This is a genomic window from Levilactobacillus muriae (assembly GCF_045862015.1).
Lineage (GTDB): Bacteria > Bacillota > Bacilli > Lactobacillales > Lactobacillaceae > Levilactobacillus > Levilactobacillus muriae.
This window is the reverse complement of sequence record NZ_BAAFRU010000021.1, coordinates 1-19221: the sequence shown is the minus strand read 5'-3', so window position 1 is coordinate 19221 and position 19221 is coordinate 1. Positions and strand designations below refer to the sequence as shown.

The window sequence follows — 19221 nt, the reverse complement described above, 5'->3', positions numbered from 1 at the left end:
GAGGATAAATTATAGTAATTGGAGGATAAATTAATGTCAGATTCCTTATCAGAATTCTTTACCGGACGTGCCACGTCACAGATTGCACAGGAGTTACTGGGGCACGAACTGGTCTATAATAGTCCAACTGGCACTATGAGCGGCTGGATCGTCGAGGCCGAGGCCTATTTGGGTGAGCAGGATACAGCGGCACATGCATTCAATGGCCGTTACACGGCCGCCAACGCTGCGCTATACGATGCGCCGGGGACCATTTATATTTATATTCTGCGAGGCTACTACATGTTTGATGTCGCCACACAGGCCGCTGGCACGCCCCAAGGAATCCTGATTCGTGGAATCGAGCCGCACGAGGGCTTGGACCTGATGCAGCGGAATCGGGACAAGCCGGTGCCGGATGTGACAAATGGACCAGGTAAGCTGATGGCAGCACTGGGTATTCAGTCCAAGGACCTGAACCGGACGATGCTGGGTGCGCAGAATCTAACGATTACGCCCCAAATGACGCGTCAGCCTAAAGAAGTTGTGGCCACATCACGGGTCGGTGTCTCTGCGGGAAGCTGGCAGGAGCGACCACTTAGGTTTACGGTAGCGGGTAACCCCTTTGTCTCCGGCAGTCGCAAGCGCGATTGGGATCGCGAGAATCATGGGTGGCAAAAGTAGAAGAATAATATCCAAAAGAGAGGATCAGCATATTTTGCTGGTTCTCTCTTTTTAAGTGCGTCTGTCATGGGCGCCAACTAGCCGATAAAAGTCCCTTGTGAACTGTATTAGTTGGAATCACGAGATGAAGGCAAGGGTGTCCATTCGCCGTCACAACGACTAAATCAAATATTTCGAATGCTGTAACAACTTTAGTGGAATGTACCAGTAATCAATATTTAGAAACATGTCCTAACTCGATTCAGTTCTCTCTTGAAACAAGCGTCGATACTCACTGGGAGTGATACCAGTTTCTTTTTTAAAAAGTCGATAAAAGTATTTTATATTAGTGAATCCAAAATATAATGCAACCTGTTTAACGGACATTGTAGTTCGAATTAATAAATCTTTAGCACCTGATATTTTTAAAAAATGAATGTAGTGAATGGTTGACATATACTCGCTTTTTTGAAAGAGGGTCGTTAAGTACTCGGGTGTAATGCTGAACTTTTGAGCAATATCAGTAATTGAGAGTCGTTCGTGGATATGATCGGCGATATAGCGTTCAATTTCATCAAACTTGGAATTTGTTTGTGAGGTGAGAAAAGTTGAAGAATGTTGTATTTTGTGAATAAATTGTTTGCTGATATTAATTAAAAGAAGATTGAAATTATAGTTTACTTCCTGTTGATATAATCCTAGATTATTATCTACATTTTGACTTTGAAAACATTGGATCAGAAGCTGAATATTAGTTCGATGTGTAATCTCGCCCTTGGAAGGTATCGTAAATCCATGAAATTTTGATCCAAATTTCATTGGAAAGATATGATTATCGATTGTAACTCCGTCTTGATTTGTCATAAGAACAAATAAGTTTAAAGGTCCATCAATCTGTAATTCAGTATCATGTTTAGTATAAATGATTTCCCACGATGATTCGGGGACAGTACTCATATCATCGTTAATGGTCAGTACGGATTTGTTTGTTCCGGTGACCATTAGGCTACAAGAGTTAGCTGGCAAAGGTATTGATGTGTTTTTAGAATCAATATGAAAATAAGACTGTAGGTGAATTAAGTATTGTTCTGCTATATGAATAAACATTAGTTGTACTCCTTTTAATCAGATCTTAGATTAGTGCACCTTATATATTAAACAGTAGTTGGCACCGTTTTTGTAATCGCTTACAATAAATTTGTGCATTGAGCTAGCTAACGTACATGATTTTACTACATTTATGTCTAATGTGTCTGACATTTGATACTTGTCTCAAGGAAAGAGGTATATGGCTTTGAAAAAAATTGGAGATTATATCAGCCATCGTGTCTATCAAAAAAGAAAAGTTACTTTTTGGACATCAATTGGTTTTGGGGTTAGTGACATGGTTGGTGGTGGAGGCCAGACAATCATTGGCGCTTGGCTTCTCTTCTTCTACACGACATACTGTAATTTAAGTGCAACTCAAGGTGCTTTAATTGTGGCAATTGGGAAAATCATCTCAGGAACTTGTGGCATGTTGATGGGAGGATGGACGGATAACTTCTATCGAACAAAAATTGGTCGTCGCTTTGGTCGCCGTCACGCGTTTATGTATTTGGGGGCGCCGTTACTGTTAACCTTCAGCTTGATGTGGGTTGGCGGAAGAAGCTTTTGGTACTATTTGATTATTTACTGTGTCTTCGATGCCGTCTCAACCATTTCAATTCCATACGAAACGCTACCAACTGAAATGACTAAAAATTATGACGAGCGGACAAAAATTTCCACAGCACGGATGTTTTTCTCAGCCAGCGCAACATTTTTTGGGACATTCCTACCAGGACAACTTTTCCGAGTTATGGGGACTAAGTCACCCATGCCATTCTTCATCAACGGTTTAATTTTTGGTATTTTGTTTGTTGTTGCCTATTACATTTCTGCGTTCAGCACCTGGGAACATCCGGTATCTGAAATTGCGGTTGGCGACATTAACGAAAAGAGAAGTATTCGTCAAGCTCTTGTACAAGATTTCAAAGCATATATTTCAACGCTTAAAATCAAAAGCTTTAGACAGCATTTGTATATCTACTTACTGTCGTTTACTGGAAAAGATGTTTATAACACGGTCTTTACCTATTTCTGTGTTTATGTACTAGGTGTTAGTGCAACATTAGCTGCTAATTTATTATCACTGTCTATCGTTGGGGTTGTGACAACCTTAATTGGAGGATGGCTGATGGTTAAATTTGGCCCTCGTTTCTTGTACATATTATCATATGGGCTAATGCTCTTGATGTATGGCGGATACTTTACTGTGGTTCATAGCCAACCTTCAAATATTGTTATGTGGTTGTTTATCATTTCCTTTGTATATCAAATTGGTCGTTCATTATTGGAATTCACCCCTTGGAATGTTTATCCATTTATCCCAGACGTTGATGAACTAGTTTCTGGCCATAATCGTGCAGGTGTTTTTGCTTCAGTTATTAGCTTGACTCGTAATTCTACGGCAGCTATTGCAACTGTTTTAGTCGGAATGTTTTTAGATGCTAACGGATTTGTTAAGAATGCAACTGCTGAACCGATTCATGTCCAAAATGCTATTATGCAGGCTATCTTTGTTGGTGCAGGTGGCTTAGTCTTCCTAGCTTTACTAGTAGCATTAACCTTCAAGTTGAATCGTCATACGCATAAAGTCATTATTGATGAAGTAAAGCGACTTCGTGATGGTGGCTTAAAGCGTGATGCTACAGAAGAAACAAAACGGATTACTAAACAAATTACTGGTTACGACTACTCTAGAGTGTGGCCTGAGAGTCCAGATACGGTTAATCCACCAATTGTTTTAAAGGTAGATCGTGATAAGGCTGCTAAAAAGTGATGAGATTATACGCAGTTGAGAAAAGGAGTTGGTTGAAATGGTGATGTTCTTTACTAGTGAAAAGATTCATGCACGGGTTAGTGAATTACAAGCATATCGGTATCAGAACAGGCGTGCTATTACGAATTGGAAAATGTCCTTAGATGACCTTCATGGGGAGTTGAAATATCCGGCCATGGATGCCAATTATGTAGATGTTGCGCCAGGATATAAGTGGAAAGAACTTAATGAATATGCATGGTTGAGGACACAAGTTCAATTACCAGATGAGAAGGAAACGGTGATGCTCTTTAATTTCGGGCTCCCCGGAAATCTACACCAAACTGGTTTTGAAGGAATGCTGTTCGTAAATGGGCATCCATTACAGGGACTTGATTCGAATCATGAAGAAGTATTAGTTCCTGATAAATATCAAGGAAAAAAGGTTCAATTGGATATCAAATTATGGACAGGTATGTATGGTCGGCATGGGGATACTTCAAAACCAATTATCCATGAGTTTAATTATGCAGATATTGCAAGGCTAGATCATTCAACGGACAATTTATATTTATCAATGAGAAATATGATAGATACAGTAGATATTTTACCGGAGGATTCACCTAATCGATATGAAATGCAAAATATTTTAGATCAAGCAACAAAACTCCTAGATTGGCAAGAACCAGGTTCAGTCGACTTTTACCGTTCAATCGAGCAGGCGAATACTTTAGTTGAAAACTATTTGAACCATGCTATTAAGAACACACCAGTTACTGTTACTGCATTAGGGCACACGCATATTGATTTAGCTTGGCTATGGCAGATAAAACATACTCGTGAGAAGGCGGCAAGATCTTTCTCGACAGTTCTGAAAATGATGGATAAGTATCCGGAATATGTTTTCTTGCATACAACACCGCAACTTTATGCTTATCTCAAAGAGGACTATCCAGAAATTTTTGAGGAGATTAAAAAGCGAGTTGCAGAAGGCCGTTGGGAAGTTGACGGTGCTATGTGGGTTGAGGCAGATTGCAATATTCCATCAGGAGAATCCCTAGTTCGTCAAATTATGTTTGGAACTCGTTTCATTGAAAATGAGTTTAATAAACGTCCTCATTATTTGTGGTTACCAGATGTGTTCGGCTATTCATGGGCGTTACCGCAAATTTTACGCAAGTCTGGTCTTGACACATTCATGACCACCAAAATTAGTTGGAATGAATATAATAGAATGCCAAATGATACTTTTATGTGGAAAGGCATCGATGGAACTGAGATTTTGACGCACTTTATCACAACGCCGGATGCTGGGAAGATGAAGGATAATCCAGACTCATGGTTTTATACCTATAACGGTGAAATGACACCAAGTTCAGTTAAGGGGCTCTATGATGCCTACAGTAATAAGTCTCTCAATAATAATTTATTATTGGCTTACGGCTATGGAGATGGTGGTGGCGGTGTTAACCGCGACATGCTTGAAAGTCGAAGAGTTTTAGATAAACTTCCTGGATTACCACATGTTAAAACTGGAACAGGTAAAGAGTTCTTTGATCAACTTCATGAGACAGTAAGTGCAGCTGAGAAGACACAGTATGTGCCAACTTGGGATGGTGAATTATATCTGGAATTTCATCGTGGCACTTACACTAGCCATGCTTATATGAAGAAAATGAATCGTAAGCTCGAACTGATCTATCGAAGACTCGAGTATGACGCCGTTTTAAATGAGTTGGCTAATGGTACGCAATATCCACAAAAGACACTAAACGATGGTTGGAAAATCTTGTTAAGAAACCAATTTCATGACATTATTCCAGGATCGGCAATTCATGAAGTCTATGAGGACAGCCAAAAAGATTATAGTGATGCCTTATTATTAGCTAAACAAGTTGATAAAACTCTGAATGATCAGAAGACGGTAGATAGTTTTACTATAATTAATGATCAAGGATGGACAAGACAGGAGTTAGTTAAAGTTCCGGTAAAGGATGATGGTATTTTTACTGATAAGGATAACCTTCCACTAAATTCTGAGAAGATTGATGGTGGTTATTTAGTTAACACACCAGTGATTCCTGCTACTGAAAGTACAGTAATTACTTTCCATAAAGGTCAGACTGTCGAGGATACAATTGATTTTAACGTTGCTGAGATCAATGAACAGGGGTTACAAACTTCGTTTTACGAGATTGACTGGAACAGTGATGGCCAATTGACTAGAATCTTTGATCGCCAGGCACAGCGAGATGTTTTAGCCCAAGATGAGCTTGGTAATGCGTTGGAAGTCTATGAAGATAAGCCACGTGATTATGATGCGTGGAATATTGATCTTTATTATTATCAAAAAAAGCATGCATTGAAGGCCGAGTCAATTAAAGTAATTGAAAACAATGAACTGCGTGTGGTGATCCAATTCAATTATAAATATCTACACTCTGTAGTCTCCCAAGATATGATCCTGTATCGTGACTCACGACGCATTGATTTTAAGACGAGTCTTGACTGGCAAGATCATCAGAAATTATTAAAAGCAGAATTCACGACAAGAATTCGTTCCACAGAGGCACGTTACCAGATTCAATTTGGCAATTTAGAGCGGACAAATACATGGAATAACAGTTGGGATTGGGCAAAATTTGAGACGGTTGGTCACCAATGGGCAGATCTTTCAGAACACAATTATGGAGTTTCGTTATTAAATGATTCTAAATATGGATATGCAATTAAAAATAATCGAATGACAATTACGCTTTTAAAGAGTGCAATTAGTCCAGATCCTGAAGCAGATATTGGCCATCATGAATTTACGTACAGTTTATTACCGCATGAAGGAGACTTTGTTTCAGGGAAGGTTGAGGAGAATGCTTGGGCGTTAAATAGTCCGTTGCAAGTATTGAAGGGTCAAAAACTTGCTAATCAATCTAATGCTTTTACGATGCCAAGTAATCAAGTATTAAACATTGATGCGGTTAAGCGAGCTGAAGATGGTAACAATATCATTGTCCGGTTTCATGATCATACGGGAGGACGTCGGACAATTACGCTGAATCCAACGTTTGACTATTCTGGTTGGCGAGAAGTTAACTTACTCGAAGAGGCCAGTGATAGTACTTGGAAAACTGGTACAGTAAAGCTTGCTTTAGCACCCTATGAAATTAAAACGCTTGAGTTTAAAAAGTAAAGTAATGTAAGGAAATGATGCTATGTTAGTTGGAAGTATTGAGGCAGGTGGTACAAAGTTCGTTTGTGCGGTTGGAGATGAAGAATATAACATTGTTGATAGTCATCATTTTCCAACAACAGATCCTGATACGACTCTGTCTAAGGTAATTGATTATTTTCAGCAGTTTAAGATAAGTGCACTGGGGGTTGCGAGTTTTGGTCCTCTGGATCTTGATAAGCAGAGTGCAAACTTTGGATCAATTATGGCTTCCCCAAAATTAGATTGGCGCAACATTCCAATTTATCAAATATTAAAAGATCGATTGCGGATCCCAATCTTTTTGACAACGGATGTGAATGGCTCTGCATATGGCGAGTATATTATTGGACGTTTACGAGGACAAAAGCTTAACTCGTTGGTGTATTACACAATCGGTACTGGCGTTGGAGCGGGTATTATCTATGATGGGAAATTTTTAGGTGATTTAGGTCATCCAGAGATGGGTCATGTTTTTGTAAAGCGTCATCCAAATGATAAGAGCTTTAAGGGCATTTGTCATTATCATCATGATTGTCTTGAGGGATTGGTGTCAGGTCCCACATTTGAAGTACGTTTGGGTAAACGAGGTGAAGATGTTTCCCTGAACGATCCTGTTTGGGATGTGATGGCCTATTATATGGCCCAGGCTTTAATGCAATCAACAATGACATTGCGCCCAAGTAAATTTGTTTTGGGCGGTAGTGTGGTAAATGACAGTTTTCTAAAAAAAATTCGCCAACAATATAAGATGCTAATCAATGAGTATATTTCGCTACCGTCACTAGACGATTATATTGTTCGACCATTGGTTGAGAATAATGGATCAGCAACAATCGGAAATTTTGCATTGGCAATTAAGCAGAGTCAGCAGGAATAATTTATGAGAAGGTAATAAAATGCAGGAACCACTTTTTTTAAAACCGATTTTTCATTCAAAACTATGGGGTGGACGAAAATTAGAGAATGATTTTGGATATACATTGCCAGATGGAAATATTGGCGAATGTTGGGCAATTTCGGGTCATTTGCATGGGCCTAACGAGGTTGCTAATGGGAGTTATAAGGGGAAATTACTATCGGATTTATATGTCTCAGAACCGCAGTTATTTGGTCAACCGCAGTTAAAACGTTTTCCATTATTGGTTAAGATACTGGATGCTGAGGCAGCATTGTCTGTTCAGGTTCATCCCGATGATGATTATGCGGAGGCTCACGAAAATGACAGTGGTAAAACCGAATGCTGGTATGTTATTAACGCGGATCCCGATGCTTATTTGATCTATGGACATCGTGCAAAGAGCAAAGAGCAATTGGCACAAATGATTAAAGCGGGAGATTGGGATGAATTATTGAGAAAACAACCCGTTAAGCCAGGCGATTTCTTCTATGTTCCTAGTGGTACTGTTCATGCCCTAACTAAAGGAATTGAAGTGCTAGAAACGCAACAAAGTTCAGATGTTACTTATCGTATGTATGATTGGGACCGTGTAGATAAGCATACTGGAAAGAAAAGAAGTTTGCACATTCAGCAATCGTTGGATGTTATTACGGTGCCATTTGAGATACCTAAAATTACTTCTAAAGTATCGCACGATGGGGACTCAACAATCACGAAATTGGTGAGCCCACCAGACTCTAAGTATTTTTCAGTTTTTGAAAATAAGATCAAAGGCACTGTAGACTATACCCGTGATAAGAATCCGTTTATGCTGTATTCAGTGATTAGAGGTCAAGGTGTACTTGAAATTGGTGACAAACAGTACACCATAGTAAAGGGGCAACATTTCATTGTTCCCAATGATGTATTGAATTGGAGAATTAGTGGAGATTTGTTGTTAATCTCGTCTACCCCTAGCCCAAGAAATTATTAAATTAAAAATGAGTAAATAAAGTCCATTAGGCTTTGTTTGCTCATTTTTAGAAAGGAAGCGGTATTTTGACAGCACAACTATCATGGCTTGATGATCCTATGGTTTATCGGGTTAATGCTTTAGAAGCGCATAGTGACCACTCATTTTATGCAAGTGAAAAAGAGGTGATTAACCATGACAGTAGCCTCAAGTACAACCTTAGTGGAAAGTGGCTGTTTCATTACGCAGATAACCCAATGCAACGCATTAAAAAGTTTTATCAACTAGATTTTAATTTAACGAGTTTTGATAACATTTCGGTTCCTAGTCATATTGAATTGAACGATTACGCATCAAATCAATACATTAATATACAGTACCCATGGTCTGCAAAAGTGCAACGGTGCTTCGATAAGAAAGGATCGTTAAAAAATTCTTTTTCTAAAGGTGAAGATAATTCTGTAGGTGAATATGCTAGATACTTTGACTTGCCACAATCCTTTATCGGAAAGAGAACTCATATTATTTTTGAAGGTGCAGAACGTGCAATTTATTTGTGGTTGAACGGCCATTTTATTGGATATGCTGAGGATAGTTTTGCGCCACACGAGTTTGATTTGACACCTTATCTGGAAGACAAAAATAATTATTTGGCAGTTGAAGTCTTTAAGTACAGTACGGCTGCATACTTGGAAGACCAAGACATGTTTAGCTTTTTTGGCCTTTTTAGGAATGTAGAATTAGTGGCCTGGCCGGATACGCATCTGGTAGATCTCTTTTTGCATCCTAAATTAAGTGTTCAGGCACAAGAAGGCTTGTTAACTTGTGATCTGAAATTTTCAGGTGATATTTCAAAACAATTAAAGTGTGAACTATATGATACTGATAATCGATTGATTAATCATCAGACTTGTCTTATCAAGCAAAAACAGATTAGTATTGACTTTGGGCGAGTTTCGGCTGTTAAAGTCTGGGATAACCATCACCCAAACCTTTATCGAGTTGTCTTTAAAATTTATGATTTGAATAGAAAAATTGAAGAGGTTGTACAGTATGAGTTTGGATTTCGAAAAATTAGAATCAGTGAAAATAATATTGTCCAATTGAATGATCAACGGCTAATAATTAATGGCGTCAATCGGCATGAATGGAGCGCAAAGAAGGGCAGGTCAATTTCTTCAAAGGAAATGCGGAAAGATATTCAAACTTTTCGAGTTAATTATATTAACGCTGTTCGAACATGTCATTATATGGACCAAGATTATTGGTATTTCCTGTGTGATCATTATGGAATTTACGTTATGGCGGAGAATAATCTGGAGACACATGGGACGTGGGTTGGAGGACATCCAGAGGAAAATTTACCAGGATCTGGAAAGATTTGGCGCGGAATGGCTTTAGATCGAGCTAAGTCAAACTTTGAATGGCTCAAAAATCACTCGTCTATATTGATATGGTCTTTGGGGAATGAGTCCTATGCAGGCGACAATCTTATGTTAATGGATCAATTTTATCATACACATGATTCCGAACGTTTAGTCCATTATGAAGGTGTCAGTCGAAATCCTATTTATCGTAGTCGAATTTCTGATTTTGAAAGTGGAATGTATATGCCACCAGATAAGGCGACGGAATATTTGCAGCAGGGACCAGACAAGCCTTTGATCTTTTGCGAATATATGCATTCAATGGGAAACTCAGTGGGTGGATTGGGCCAATATATCAGTTTGATTCAAAAATATCCGCAAGATTGTGGTGGATTTATTTGGGATTTCATTGATCAAGCGTTGTATGCAAGGGATGAAGTTAGTGGGAAAGATGTTTTAAAGTATGGTGGCGATTTTGATGATCGTCCTAATGATGGCGCATTTTCTGGGGATGGACTCCTATTTGCCGATCGATCGCCTAAACCTGCTATGCAGGAAGTTCGTTATTATTATCAAAAGTTAGACCGATTGAATTATAAGCATGAATTACCGTGACTAAGAATCATGTTAGAATCAGTTCAGTCAAGCTGATGACTGAACCAACAGTTGTGCTTTTTAAAATATTCGGCTTCTTTTACCTCGATGAGATGGTATGTGTACAGGTAATTGTGCAAATACATCTTAGTAGGAACCTTGAATTAAAGTCTAGAAAATCCCCCTAAAGTTTTATGGCAAAATGTCATTAAGCTTTAGGGGGATTTGTTTGATTTCAAAATCTAGTAAGGTTTATACCCGAAGTGCACAGCTGCTGCACCAAGATTGAACTGGTCGTAGCTGACACGGGTCAAACCAGCCGCCGTGAACATGGTGGCGAGCTGGTCGACCGACACAAAGTCATGGGTCGAGCGCTGGAGATAATTGTAGGCCTGGTAGTGGTGCGCCACCACACTGCCCATTAGTGGTACCAGATGCCCGAAGTAGATCTGCCAACCAACGTGAATTACCGGATTCGTCGGTTGCGACGTTTCCAGGCACACGACTTGGCCGCCGGGTTTGACCACGCGGGCCATTTCCCGTAAGACCTGATTGGCATCTGGGACGTTCCGCAGGCCAAAGCCAATCGTGACCACATTGAAGCTATTGTCGGGGTAGGGCAAATGCATGGCATCGCCTTGTCGCAGCGTGATACGGTCGGTTAACTTAACCGCACGGATCTTGACCGTGGCTTCTTGTAGCATAACTGGGCTGAAGTCTAGGCCAACCACTCGACCGGCGGGACCGACCGCCTTAGCCAAGGCTAAGGTCCAGTCGCCAGTCCCACAGCAGAGGTCCAATGCGAAGTCACCGGGGTGGACGGCCATCATCGCCATGACGCGTTTGCGCCAGACGCGGTGGGTGCCCAGACTGATGACACTATTCATTTGATCGTATTGTGGGGCAATTTTGTCAAAAATAGCTTGAACGGATTGCTCCGGCGTCTGGTTAGTCAGTGCCATGGGCGGCCTCCTTGATTAGAGTCGGTACTTTGCGTCGATATCGTCGTCTTGTGACGTTAAGAGCTTAGGACCATCATCGGTGATGACCAGAGTATGTTCGTATTGTGCAGACAAGGAACCATCGGCCGTCACATAGTATTCCCAAGACTTATCAGCCGTTTCACGAGAGGCAATTTCCCAAGTCCCCAGGTTGATCATAGGTTCGATGGTAATCGTCATGCCGGCGCGTAACCGGAGGCCCTTGCCAGCTTCACCGTAGTTCGGCACGTTGGGTTGTTCATGCATAGTGGGTTGAATGCCGTGACCAATCAGCTCACGGACATCGCCCATGTGTTCTTCACCCTCCGTGTAGGCTTGGATGGCGTGACCAATGTCACCGATCCGGTTACCAACAACGGCTTGGTCGATTCCCAAGTAGAGGGACTTCTTGGTGACGTCCATCAGGTGTTGGGCTTCGGGACTGATCTTACCAACGGCATACGTCCAGCAAGAGTCACTTTCAAAGCCATCCAGGTTAACGGTCATATCGACCGCCACAATGTCGCCTTCTTTTAAGAGTAATTCTTTACGAGGAATGGCGTGGGCCACTTCGTCGTTAACGCTGACACAGGTAGCGTACTTGTAACCTTCAAAGCCCTTTTCGGAAGGGGTTGCCCCGTGTTCTGCAATATATTTGTTGGCAAAGCGTTCGATTTCCCAACTTGAAATGCCTGGCTTGATGATGTCGCGCAGACCCTTGTGGACGCCTGCAAGTACGGCACCGGATTCGGCCATCTTTTTAATTTCACGATCTGATTTAATGGTTATCAACGTGTTACCTCCTCAAAATTTCGTTTAAGATTGGCCAATAGCGGACAATCCCAAACGTTTCCATACATGACTAATTTACACCTAAATTAGCATTTAGGCGAACCACTTCCTTGAAAGACGATTCCAGTCAACGCGTCTCGTCTTTCTTGAAAAAGTGGCTTTTGATGAAACCAGCGGTGACCAGAGCCAAGACAACCAGCAGCGTTGTCTTGAAGTCCGTCACAAACCTGAAGATCAGGAGAGCAATCAGGCCAACAATGATTAGTAAAGTCACACTTTCAACAAGGATACGGGTGTTCATCAGTTGTCGCCTCCCAGATGTCGATCTTCCTAAAAAGGACGTTCTCGGCACAAACGAGTTTGAGACAATTGTCCCAAACTCGCCGTGAGGTGGTGCTGTGCCTATTTAGCAAAGATTGTCACCGTTATTATTCGGCTCTTAGCCGATCGATGGTGCCGTTGTCAATTTGTTCCAGAATCCGCTTCGCTTCGGTGATGCGGGCATCGCACAGAAAATCCATTGCGTTATCTTTTTCCTTTTTTGCCCGGTTCATTTGTTCCGTTAAGAAATTAATCTCATCGTGTAAGTATGCTACTAAGTCCATATTTTACCCTCATTCCTTGCGTAGTCCGCGACGGCTGAGTTCCCCCAACCTCAATTAGTCTCATTGTACCAAAGATTGGGGAATAAGTAACTTCATTGCATAGCAGTTGGGGCGCCTTGGTTTACAGGTCACCGGAAAAGGACTAGGATGAAAGTCAGTTGATAATGCTTCTAAAGTAGGCGTGAGGGAGGAATTATATGAAACAACCAATTGATTTACAGGGGAAGAGTTACAATCACTTGGCGTTTATCTGGACGCTACTGGCAGGAACGTTTACCATGTCCATCAGCCAGTCGTCGCTGTCAACGGCGTATCCAACGTTGATGCAGTACTTTGGGGTGCAGGCCTCGACGGTACAGTGGTTGACGACCGGCTTCATGCTGGTGATGGTGGTCATGATGCCCGTTAGTCCCTGGCTGTTGAATAACATTCGCTTTCCGGTCTTATTCATCAGTGTCTTGGCTCTATTCGATATTGGGACGTTTATTATCTACTTAGCACCAAGCTTTGGCCTGATGATGTTGGGGCGGGTGATGGAGGCCATGGCGGTCGGCATCATGTTTCCCTCTTATCAAACGGTCATGTTGCGGATCACTCCAGAAGATCAACGGGGTGGTGTCATGGGAATGGCCGGCCTGGTCATGGGGTCGGCGTTAGCAGTTGGTCCGATTATTTCCGGGATCGTGCTACGCTACACGACGTGGCAGGGGCTGTTTGTGGTCTTTATGGTTATCATCACCATTGTTTTCTTAGTAGCATTGAAGACTATCAAGAACGTGATGCCGCAACACGAGTCACACCTAGACTATTGGTCTGTGATCAGTAGCGTTGGTTTTATCGGTATTTTGTACGTGGTCAACCAGATTGGTAAGGCCGGCGTCAACTGGGGCCTGATGGGGGGCTTGCTGGTTGTGAGCCTGTTGGCGGTAACGTTTTTCGTTTGGCGGCAATTTCAGACGGCAGAACCTTTGCTGGATCTACGTGTGCTGAAGACGGCTAACTTCGACTTGGCGGTTCTACTGACAGGGACCTCGTACATTGCCTTGATTGTCGTCACCATCGTCTTTCCGTTGTACTATCAGGAAGTACTGGGGATTTCACCGTTTGCATCCGGGATGGCACTGGTGCCCGGGGCGGTCGTATTGAGCCTGTTAAATCCGCTGACTGGGAAACTGGCCGATCACATCGGCTTTAAGGCCACCATGTTGATGGGGATGTCGATGATCGTCCTCGGCTGGCTGTGGTTGGCTGTGGTCTCGGGTCAGCAGTCCTTGGTGGCCATGATTCTGATTGCGACCCTGATTGAAGGTGGCAATGCCTTTGTCATGATGCCTGCAGTGACGTTGGGGGCCAACTCGTTACCCGATCAGTTGATCTCACACGGGACGGCAGTCATTACGACCGTTCGGCAGATTCTCGGCTCGACCGGGGTGGCTGTGGCGACCCTAATCTTAGCGATGGTTACCGCGAGCCACGTCAAGGTCACGACGCATGCGGCGGCCACGTTGGCGGGCTACCACGCGGTCTTCGTGACGTTCTGCGTGGTCGCGGTTGTCGGCTGGATCTTTGCGGCAATGCTACGGGACGGTCGGAAGACCCAGACTGCTAAATAATTAAGTTGTTTTGGAGGTCCATCTGTTGCATGACGGGTGGCCCTTTTTTAGTAAAGAAAGTCGTAACCTTGCAGACGCTAAATGGTTTATTCGTTGAATTGGTCTACAATAGAAGTAGCGATGACGAATCGAGGGCGAAATGGGCAAAGCCTTTGGGAAGAGTTGCAGGTGCCATATTTCTGGGGTTACTCGTCACGTTTCTGTTCATGTTAGGTTGCCCCTCCAACCATAATGATCAGTCAACCGGTTGGAGAATTTACCGAGTGGATTTGCTGGGTCGCCGTCCTGATTTTTGTGGTTGGTAGAGGTGTTGTGCTGGGATTCAGTGATGTTTGCGATTCTCGACAGTTGGCGACTGGTGTTCGAGAATAGTGCTAAGTGATGGTCGCTGGGAGGGGGAGAACTTTGCGTAAATCAGTTGAATTGTGGCTCAAAAAGAACTGTAAATGGTTGGTCGTCATAGTTGTGCCCATCATGTTGGTCACGATGTTTCTTCCCGTCATTCCTAGTAATGCAGTGCGGTTATGCATTCTTAAAAGTGGCCATCCAGTTGCGGCTCTATTTTCTGGACCCAGGAAGCTACCGAAGTCGGAATTCAAATATTACTCTGGTAATAAGCAGGAGATGTACTATCAGATTAATGTTCCGTTTGAGACGGAGAGTGCAAATGTTGATGTGCTAACGGTACATAAAGCGGTTAATCAGAAGTTTTATCAGAAATATGTGGCGCATTTATCCATACCTTTGGGGCCTTAAACGAGCGCACAGAGAGATAAGGAGGTCAGCGGAGATGTTCCTAATGAAATACAAGCGGAGAATGATGATTGGCAGCATCGCAATGGTGTTGGTCATCATAGCTATAGGCGTCGCATTCTTATTAGTTCCCAATACGCCACAAAACGCAGTACGGCTTACAATATTAAAAAATGGCCATCCAGTGATTGCCTTGACGGAAACACCACAAAGACTGACCGGTAGTGAACGTTTGGGTTATTCCGGGAAGATGGCTTGGCGGTATTACAGCGTTAAAAAGTCGTTTGATGCATCGAATGGGTGGATTAACATCGACACATTGGCAGTTAATAAGCCTAAAATGGGTTCAAAAATGTATCGCGTACATGTTGTCCATGATGTCGTTTAGGCCTTCATCAGGTAAACCGAAAGGTCAAAAGAGCCTAAAATGTAGCGGGTTATACTGATAATGTATCTTTTAACCTTCAGAGGGAAAGTAAAAGCTGTATCGAATCGGTCGTCACGGCTGATTCGGTGCAGCTTTTTTAGTGTCGAATAAAGGTTGAAAGCCAAAATGTTTGCGTTACTCTTGCAACCGTAGGAGTTAGCACGGCTAAATTAGTGGAAACAGCCACACTCCGGCCGCCAGGGATTCCACTGGCTTAGTAGAAAACCAGGCTTGGAGACTCGGCACTTTCGAGGCTTCAAGTTGTGTTCACACCGATCCAGCCCATATCTGCCGGCCGGTAAGGCGATGGTTGGACGATGTTGCCTAATTTTAGGCCCAGTACCGTTGTGACAACAGTCATAATAAGTGTTTTGGAACTTTCGACCTTGGAAGTGTCAATCTACGCGTTCGAAGACTTCGCAGAAGCATGGAATCTGTTCGTTGAAGGTTTGACCGACTTCGCGGTACTCATTGGCAAAGAAGGCACGATGTTCCCGGCGCCAATAGGCCAACGTCCGATTACCTTCGCCCTCGTGATAGGCGTGTTCCTGGGTGACTTGGTCAAACGAGACGACCTCAGTCACCTTGGTTTGCGTCACACAAACGGGCTGGTCGTGAGCGTCTAAAATAACGTTATATTCTCCAACGAACGGGAGGTGTTCGTCTGGTTCGTACAGGTCGAGTGCTGAGGTGGTCGCCGTTTTACGGCCAATCTTAACCAAGTGCGCGAGTTCATCAGCTGAGTCATCGCTGCCAAAGGCGTAAGTATCGTGATGATCAGTGGTCACTTCGGGATGGCAGGATTTAAAATCCTGCCAAAAGGTTTTGACATCCATGGGTGTGAGCCTCCTTGAGTATGTGTTTGGATTTTGGATTTTTCTAGTGGAATTGAGATTCAGTCAGTGAACAGGCTATCAAAGCAGTGGTCATTTAGAAACTAAATAGTCTGGCATCCGTAGGCGACGAGTTTTAACCAGGTTGCTCTAACCTAGTGCGTTTCCGCGAAGCCACGGCGGCCGCTCGGTTTCGGAATCTGATTCTGCATCATGACGCTGAAACCACCGTCGATGGGGAGACCCGTCGCGTTGATGTAGCTCGAACGATCACTGGCTAGGAACAGGATGGCGTTGGCAATATCGTCGGTCGTCCCGATCCGTTTGCTGGCGGTCAGTTCTTTCCGGCCGTTTTCGACTTTTGGATCCGCATAGAAGGCCGCGGACATCGGCGTCTTGACCAGACAAGGCTCCAGGACATTACTACGAATACCAAACATGCCCCATTCGGCCGCCACCTGTTTGGACAACATATTCACGCCAGCCTTGCTGGTACTGTAGGCGCCACTATAGGTTTCAGGGATATCACTGGCGACCGTTGAAATGTGCACGAAGGTGCCGTGGCGTTGGGTGATCATCAACTTGCCAAATTCGTGGGTCACCAAGTAGTAGCCGTTCAAGTTGACGTCAAGCACTTGTTTCCAAGTGGCATAGTCGAGATCTTCTAAGGGATCAAATTTCAATATTCCGGCCGTATTGATGACAACGTCGACGCGACCGAACTTCGCTTGAACCTGTTGGACGGCGGATTTGACACTGGCCTCGTCCGTAACGTTGGTAGAAACGGCCAACGTCTCCGTGTGATATGTCGTAGCGAGTTTGGTTGCAAAGGCACTCACGGCGGCTTGTTTCATGTCCAGTGCGACGACTTTGGCCCCTTGATTGGCGAGGGCTTCACAAATTTTGGTGCCCATCCCACCGATGGCACCGGTAACCACACAAACTTTGTCCATTAAACCTAACCATGTCTCTGACATCAGCTAATCCTCCTTAAAAATTTCGTGACGGACGGCAGCGACCGGCATCTCATGGCCGGTCCAGAGCTTAAATGCCGCCGCCCCTTGATGCAACAACATGCCTTGCCCATTGATGACGTGAGCGACCTTGGCCTGCTTGGCAACACGCATCAGCTTCGTTTCGGCTGGTGCATAAACGGTATCGAAGACTGTCATATTAGGATGGAACCAAGTGGGATCATCGACTAAGGTCTTGTCGATCAATTTTCCCATCCCCAAACCGGTCGCATCGGTATACAGGTCGCTAGCAGCAATGCTCTTGCGGAACTGATCACGGTTCTCCAGGGGATAGAAGGTGGCGTGACAGTGAGTCTGTTCGTTAATGATCTGAACCACTCGCTTGGCATTTCCAACTGACGAGTCGTTGATATTAAAGACGTTCAACGTTTTCAACCCAGCCAGAGCGGACTGAATCGCAATCGGCGTCCCGGCCCCACCGATGCCTGCTAGCGTCATGGTCTTACCAGCTAATGCCACCCCGTCATCCTTCAGAGCGTTGACGAAACCAATCCCATCGGTCGTGTATCCAGTCAGCTCACCGTTACGATTGACGACCGTGTTAACCGCACCAATCATCTTGGCAGCGGCATCGAGGTGGTCGAGTAGGGGAATCACGGCTTGTTTGAATGGCATCGATATGCTGGCGCCAAGCATCTTGAATGCCCGAATGGCGTCGATTGCTTGGGGTAAGTTATCGGGAGCGACATCAAAGGCTAAGAACCGATCGTTCATCTGTTCATGATTAAAGGCAAAATTGTGCATTGCCGGGGATTGGGAATGTCCCGCTGGATGGGCGATCAACCCGATTAATTTCGTATGACCATCAATTTCCATGACGCAAGCTTCCTTTCAAAATCATTCAGTTGGACCTGCGCTTGGCACCAGCTCTACGGCTGATGTAGCGCTAGTTCACAACTGGTTTGTATATCTTTTGTGCTGTCAAATTACCGGAATTCGCAAGTTGTGTGTCGCCATTTTTGGTCGTCCTAATTTAGCTGGTTTCGGGTGCTCGCAGCGGACTCAAATGACGAGTAGGCATGGCATAAAGCCACGTCAATCAAATAGTGACAACGCTTTATTAAAACTAAGGCAGAAAACCCACGATTTCAATCGCGAGATGAATGCCAGAGCTTAAGCCGTTCTTAAACATACGTTCCCCTACTGGACTGCCAGATATGGTATACTAAATCCAACCTACAGGGGAGGTAGCCGATGGTTAAACTAGGACGTACGATTAAGTTGCGACTCTATCTAGACACGATTCAAGCCGGTGAATTTCTAGCTATGACCCAAGAATACCAGCGATTAGCGAACATTGTCAGTCAATGGGTCTTTGATCACGATTTTCCACTGAGTTGGTTGAAAATAAATAACCATCTGTATAAAAAGCTTAGACAAGAATCGGCGCTCAATAGTCAGATGGTGCAGTCGGTCTTTCGCACGGTTGTCGCTCGTTACAAGACGGTTCAGGAACAAATGAAACAACATGCTTATCGCTACAAGGCAACCGACAACAAGTGGATTCAAATCCCGCGAGACTTGACGTGGCTGGAAAAACCGATTTATTTTCGCCGGCCTCAAGCCGATTTGGTTCGTCAGAGTAATTATTCCTTCATCAATGGCATGACCCAGATTTCCATCACCACCCTTGGGAAGCGAACGAAGCTAGCTTTTTCCAACAAAGGTTTTGAAGACTACT

Annotated in this window: 17 protein-coding genes and 1 pseudogene; 10 read left to right on the top strand and 8 right to left on the bottom strand. The window is 43.6% G+C overall.

Features of this window, described 5'->3' with window-relative positions; genetic code table 11:
* Positions 1–33: 33 nt before the first annotated feature.
* Positions 34–663, top strand: a complete 630-nt coding sequence (locus ACKTSF_RS12305; protein ID WP_407889847.1) for a DNA-3-methyladenine glycosylase — start codon at positions 34–36, stop codon at positions 661–663.
* Between the two features lie 231 nt (positions 664–894).
* On the opposite strand, the gene ACKTSF_RS12300 is transcribed toward ACKTSF_RS12305, so the two are convergent.
* On the bottom strand, positions 895–1749 hold the full coding sequence (locus ACKTSF_RS12300) for a helix-turn-helix domain-containing protein (RefSeq protein ID WP_407889845.1): 855 nt from the start codon (positions 1747–1749) through the stop codon (positions 895–897).
* 187 nt (positions 1750–1936) lie between these two features.
* Here ACKTSF_RS12300 and ACKTSF_RS12295 point away from each other — a divergent pair, with 187 nt between their 5' ends.
* The 5 genes from ACKTSF_RS12295 (at position 1937) to ACKTSF_RS12275 (ending at position 10524) form a co-directional block, all read left to right on the top strand.
* Entirely contained in the window at positions 1937–3505 is a 1569-nt protein-coding gene (locus ACKTSF_RS12295) for an MFS transporter (RefSeq protein ID WP_407889843.1), read from the top strand.
* 37 nt (positions 3506–3542) lie between these two features.
* A complete protein-coding gene (locus tag ACKTSF_RS12290) occupies positions 3543–6671 on the top strand; it encodes an alpha-mannosidase (protein ID WP_407889841.1) in 3129 nt (1042 codons plus the stop codon).
* 22 nt (positions 6672–6693) lie between these two features.
* The gene (locus ACKTSF_RS12285) at positions 6694–7569 is read left to right on the top strand and encodes an ROK family protein (RefSeq protein ID WP_407889839.1); all 876 of its coding nucleotides are present in this window, start codon (positions 6694–6696) and stop codon (positions 7567–7569) included.
* Positions 7570–7588: 19 nt separating this feature from the next.
* On the top strand, positions 7589–8563 hold the full coding sequence (gene manA, locus ACKTSF_RS12280) for a mannose-6-phosphate isomerase, class I (protein ID WP_407889837.1): 975 nt from the start codon (positions 7589–7591) through the stop codon (positions 8561–8563).
* Between the two features lie 65 nt (positions 8564–8628).
* Positions 8629–10524 (top strand): glycoside hydrolase family 2 TIM barrel-domain containing protein, encoded by a 1896-nt coding sequence (locus tag ACKTSF_RS12275; RefSeq protein WP_407889835.1) that lies wholly within the window; start codon positions 8629–8631, stop codon positions 10522–10524.
* 221 nt (positions 10525–10745) lie between these two features.
* On the opposite strand, the gene ACKTSF_RS12270 is transcribed toward ACKTSF_RS12275, so the two are convergent.
* From ACKTSF_RS12270 to ACKTSF_RS12255, 4 genes are all read right to left on the bottom strand, one after another.
* Positions 10746–11465 (bottom strand): demethylmenaquinone methyltransferase, encoded by a 720-nt coding sequence (locus tag ACKTSF_RS12270; protein ID WP_407889833.1) that lies wholly within the window; start codon positions 11463–11465, stop codon positions 10746–10748.
* Between the two features lie 15 nt (positions 11466–11480).
* Positions 11481–12275 (bottom strand): type I methionyl aminopeptidase, encoded by a 795-nt coding sequence (gene map / locus ACKTSF_RS12265; protein ID WP_407889831.1) that lies wholly within the window; start codon positions 12273–12275, stop codon positions 11481–11483.
* A gap of 127 nt (positions 12276–12402) precedes the next feature.
* Entirely contained in the window at positions 12403–12576 is a 174-nt protein-coding gene (locus ACKTSF_RS12260) for a hypothetical protein (protein ID WP_407889829.1), read from the bottom strand.
* Positions 12577–12703: 127 nt separating this feature from the next.
* Complete coding sequence (locus ACKTSF_RS12255; protein WP_407889827.1) at positions 12704–12880, bottom strand: hypothetical protein; 177 nt, start codon at positions 12878–12880, stop codon at positions 12704–12706.
* 197 nt (positions 12881–13077) lie between these two features.
* On the opposite strand from ACKTSF_RS12255, the gene ACKTSF_RS12250 reads away from it, so the two are divergent.
* From ACKTSF_RS12250 to ACKTSF_RS12240, 3 genes are all read left to right on the top strand, one after another.
* The gene (locus ACKTSF_RS12250; protein ID WP_407889826.1) at positions 13078–14493 is read left to right on the top strand and encodes an MFS transporter; all 1416 of its coding nucleotides are present in this window, start codon (positions 13078–13080) and stop codon (positions 14491–14493) included.
* A 405-nt stretch (positions 14494–14898) separates the two neighbouring features.
* Positions 14899–15249, top strand: a complete 351-nt coding sequence (locus ACKTSF_RS12245; protein ID WP_407889824.1) for a hypothetical protein — start codon at positions 14899–14901, stop codon at positions 15247–15249.
* Between the two features lie 34 nt (positions 15250–15283).
* Complete coding sequence (locus ACKTSF_RS12240; RefSeq protein WP_407889822.1) at positions 15284–15634, top strand: hypothetical protein; 351 nt, start codon at positions 15284–15286, stop codon at positions 15632–15634.
* Between the two features lie 434 nt (positions 15635–16068).
* On the opposite strand, the gene ACKTSF_RS12235 is transcribed toward ACKTSF_RS12240, so the two are convergent.
* The 3 genes from ACKTSF_RS12235 to ACKTSF_RS12225 form a co-directional block, all read right to left on the bottom strand.
* Positions 16069–16509, bottom strand: a complete 441-nt coding sequence (locus ACKTSF_RS12235; RefSeq protein WP_407889820.1) for an ASCH domain-containing protein — start codon at positions 16507–16509, stop codon at positions 16069–16071.
* Between the two features lie 152 nt (positions 16510–16661).
* A complete protein-coding gene (locus tag ACKTSF_RS12230) occupies positions 16662–17483 on the bottom strand; it encodes an SDR family NAD(P)-dependent oxidoreductase (protein ID WP_407889818.1) in 822 nt (273 codons plus the stop codon).
* Between the two features lie 3 nt (positions 17484–17486).
* Positions 17487–18356 (bottom strand): quinate/shikimate dehydrogenase, encoded by an 870-nt coding sequence (locus ACKTSF_RS12225; protein ID WP_407889816.1) that lies wholly within the window; start codon positions 18354–18356, stop codon positions 17487–17489.
* A 378-nt stretch (positions 18357–18734) separates the two neighbouring features.
* Between ACKTSF_RS12225 and ACKTSF_RS12220 the strand changes: the two are divergent.
* Positions 18735–19221 (top strand): annotated as a pseudogene (locus ACKTSF_RS12220) (RNA-guided endonuclease TnpB family protein); the annotation flags it as partial.

Excerpts from the sequence above, each read along its gene's own strand:
- ACKTSF_RS12260 (WP_407889829.1), bottom strand. The coding sequence starts at position 12,576 with ATGAACACCCGTATCCTTGTTGAAAGTGTGACTTTACTAATCATTGTT.
- ACKTSF_RS12250 (WP_407889826.1), top strand. The coding sequence starts at position 13,078 with ATGAAACAACCAATTGATTTACAGGGGAAGAGTTACAATCACTTGGCG.
- ACKTSF_RS12290 (WP_407889841.1), top strand. The coding sequence starts at position 3,543 with ATGGTGATGTTCTTTACTAGTGAAAAGATTCATGCACGGGTTAGTGAA.
- ACKTSF_RS12235 (WP_407889820.1), bottom strand. The coding sequence starts at position 16,509 with ATGGATGTCAAAACCTTTTGGCAGGATTTTAAATCCTGCCATCCCGAA.
- ACKTSF_RS12270 (WP_407889833.1), bottom strand. The coding sequence starts at position 11,465 with ATGGCACTGACTAACCAGACGCCGGAGCAATCCGTTCAAGCTATTTTT.
- manA (WP_407889837.1), top strand. The coding sequence starts at position 7,589 with ATGCAGGAACCACTTTTTTTAAAACCGATTTTTCATTCAAAACTATGG.
- ACKTSF_RS12240 (WP_407889822.1), top strand. The coding sequence starts at position 15,284 with ATGTTCCTAATGAAATACAAGCGGAGAATGATGATTGGCAGCATCGCA.
- ACKTSF_RS12230 (WP_407889818.1), bottom strand. The coding sequence starts at position 17,483 with ATGTCAGAGACATGGTTAGGTTTAATGGACAAAGTTTGTGTGGTTACC.
- ACKTSF_RS12255 (WP_407889827.1), bottom strand. The coding sequence starts at position 12,880 with ATGGACTTAGTAGCATACTTACACGATGAGATTAATTTCTTAACGGAA.
- ACKTSF_RS12225 (WP_407889816.1), bottom strand. The coding sequence starts at position 18,356 with ATGGAAATTGATGGTCATACGAAATTAATCGGGTTGATCGCCCATCCA.
- ACKTSF_RS12285 (WP_407889839.1), top strand. The coding sequence starts at position 6,694 with ATGTTAGTTGGAAGTATTGAGGCAGGTGGTACAAAGTTCGTTTGTGCG.
- ACKTSF_RS12300 (WP_407889845.1), bottom strand. The coding sequence starts at position 1,749 with ATGTTTATTCATATAGCAGAACAATACTTAATTCACCTACAGTCTTAT.
- ACKTSF_RS12305 (WP_407889847.1), top strand. The coding sequence starts at position 34 with ATGTCAGATTCCTTATCAGAATTCTTTACCGGACGTGCCACGTCACAG.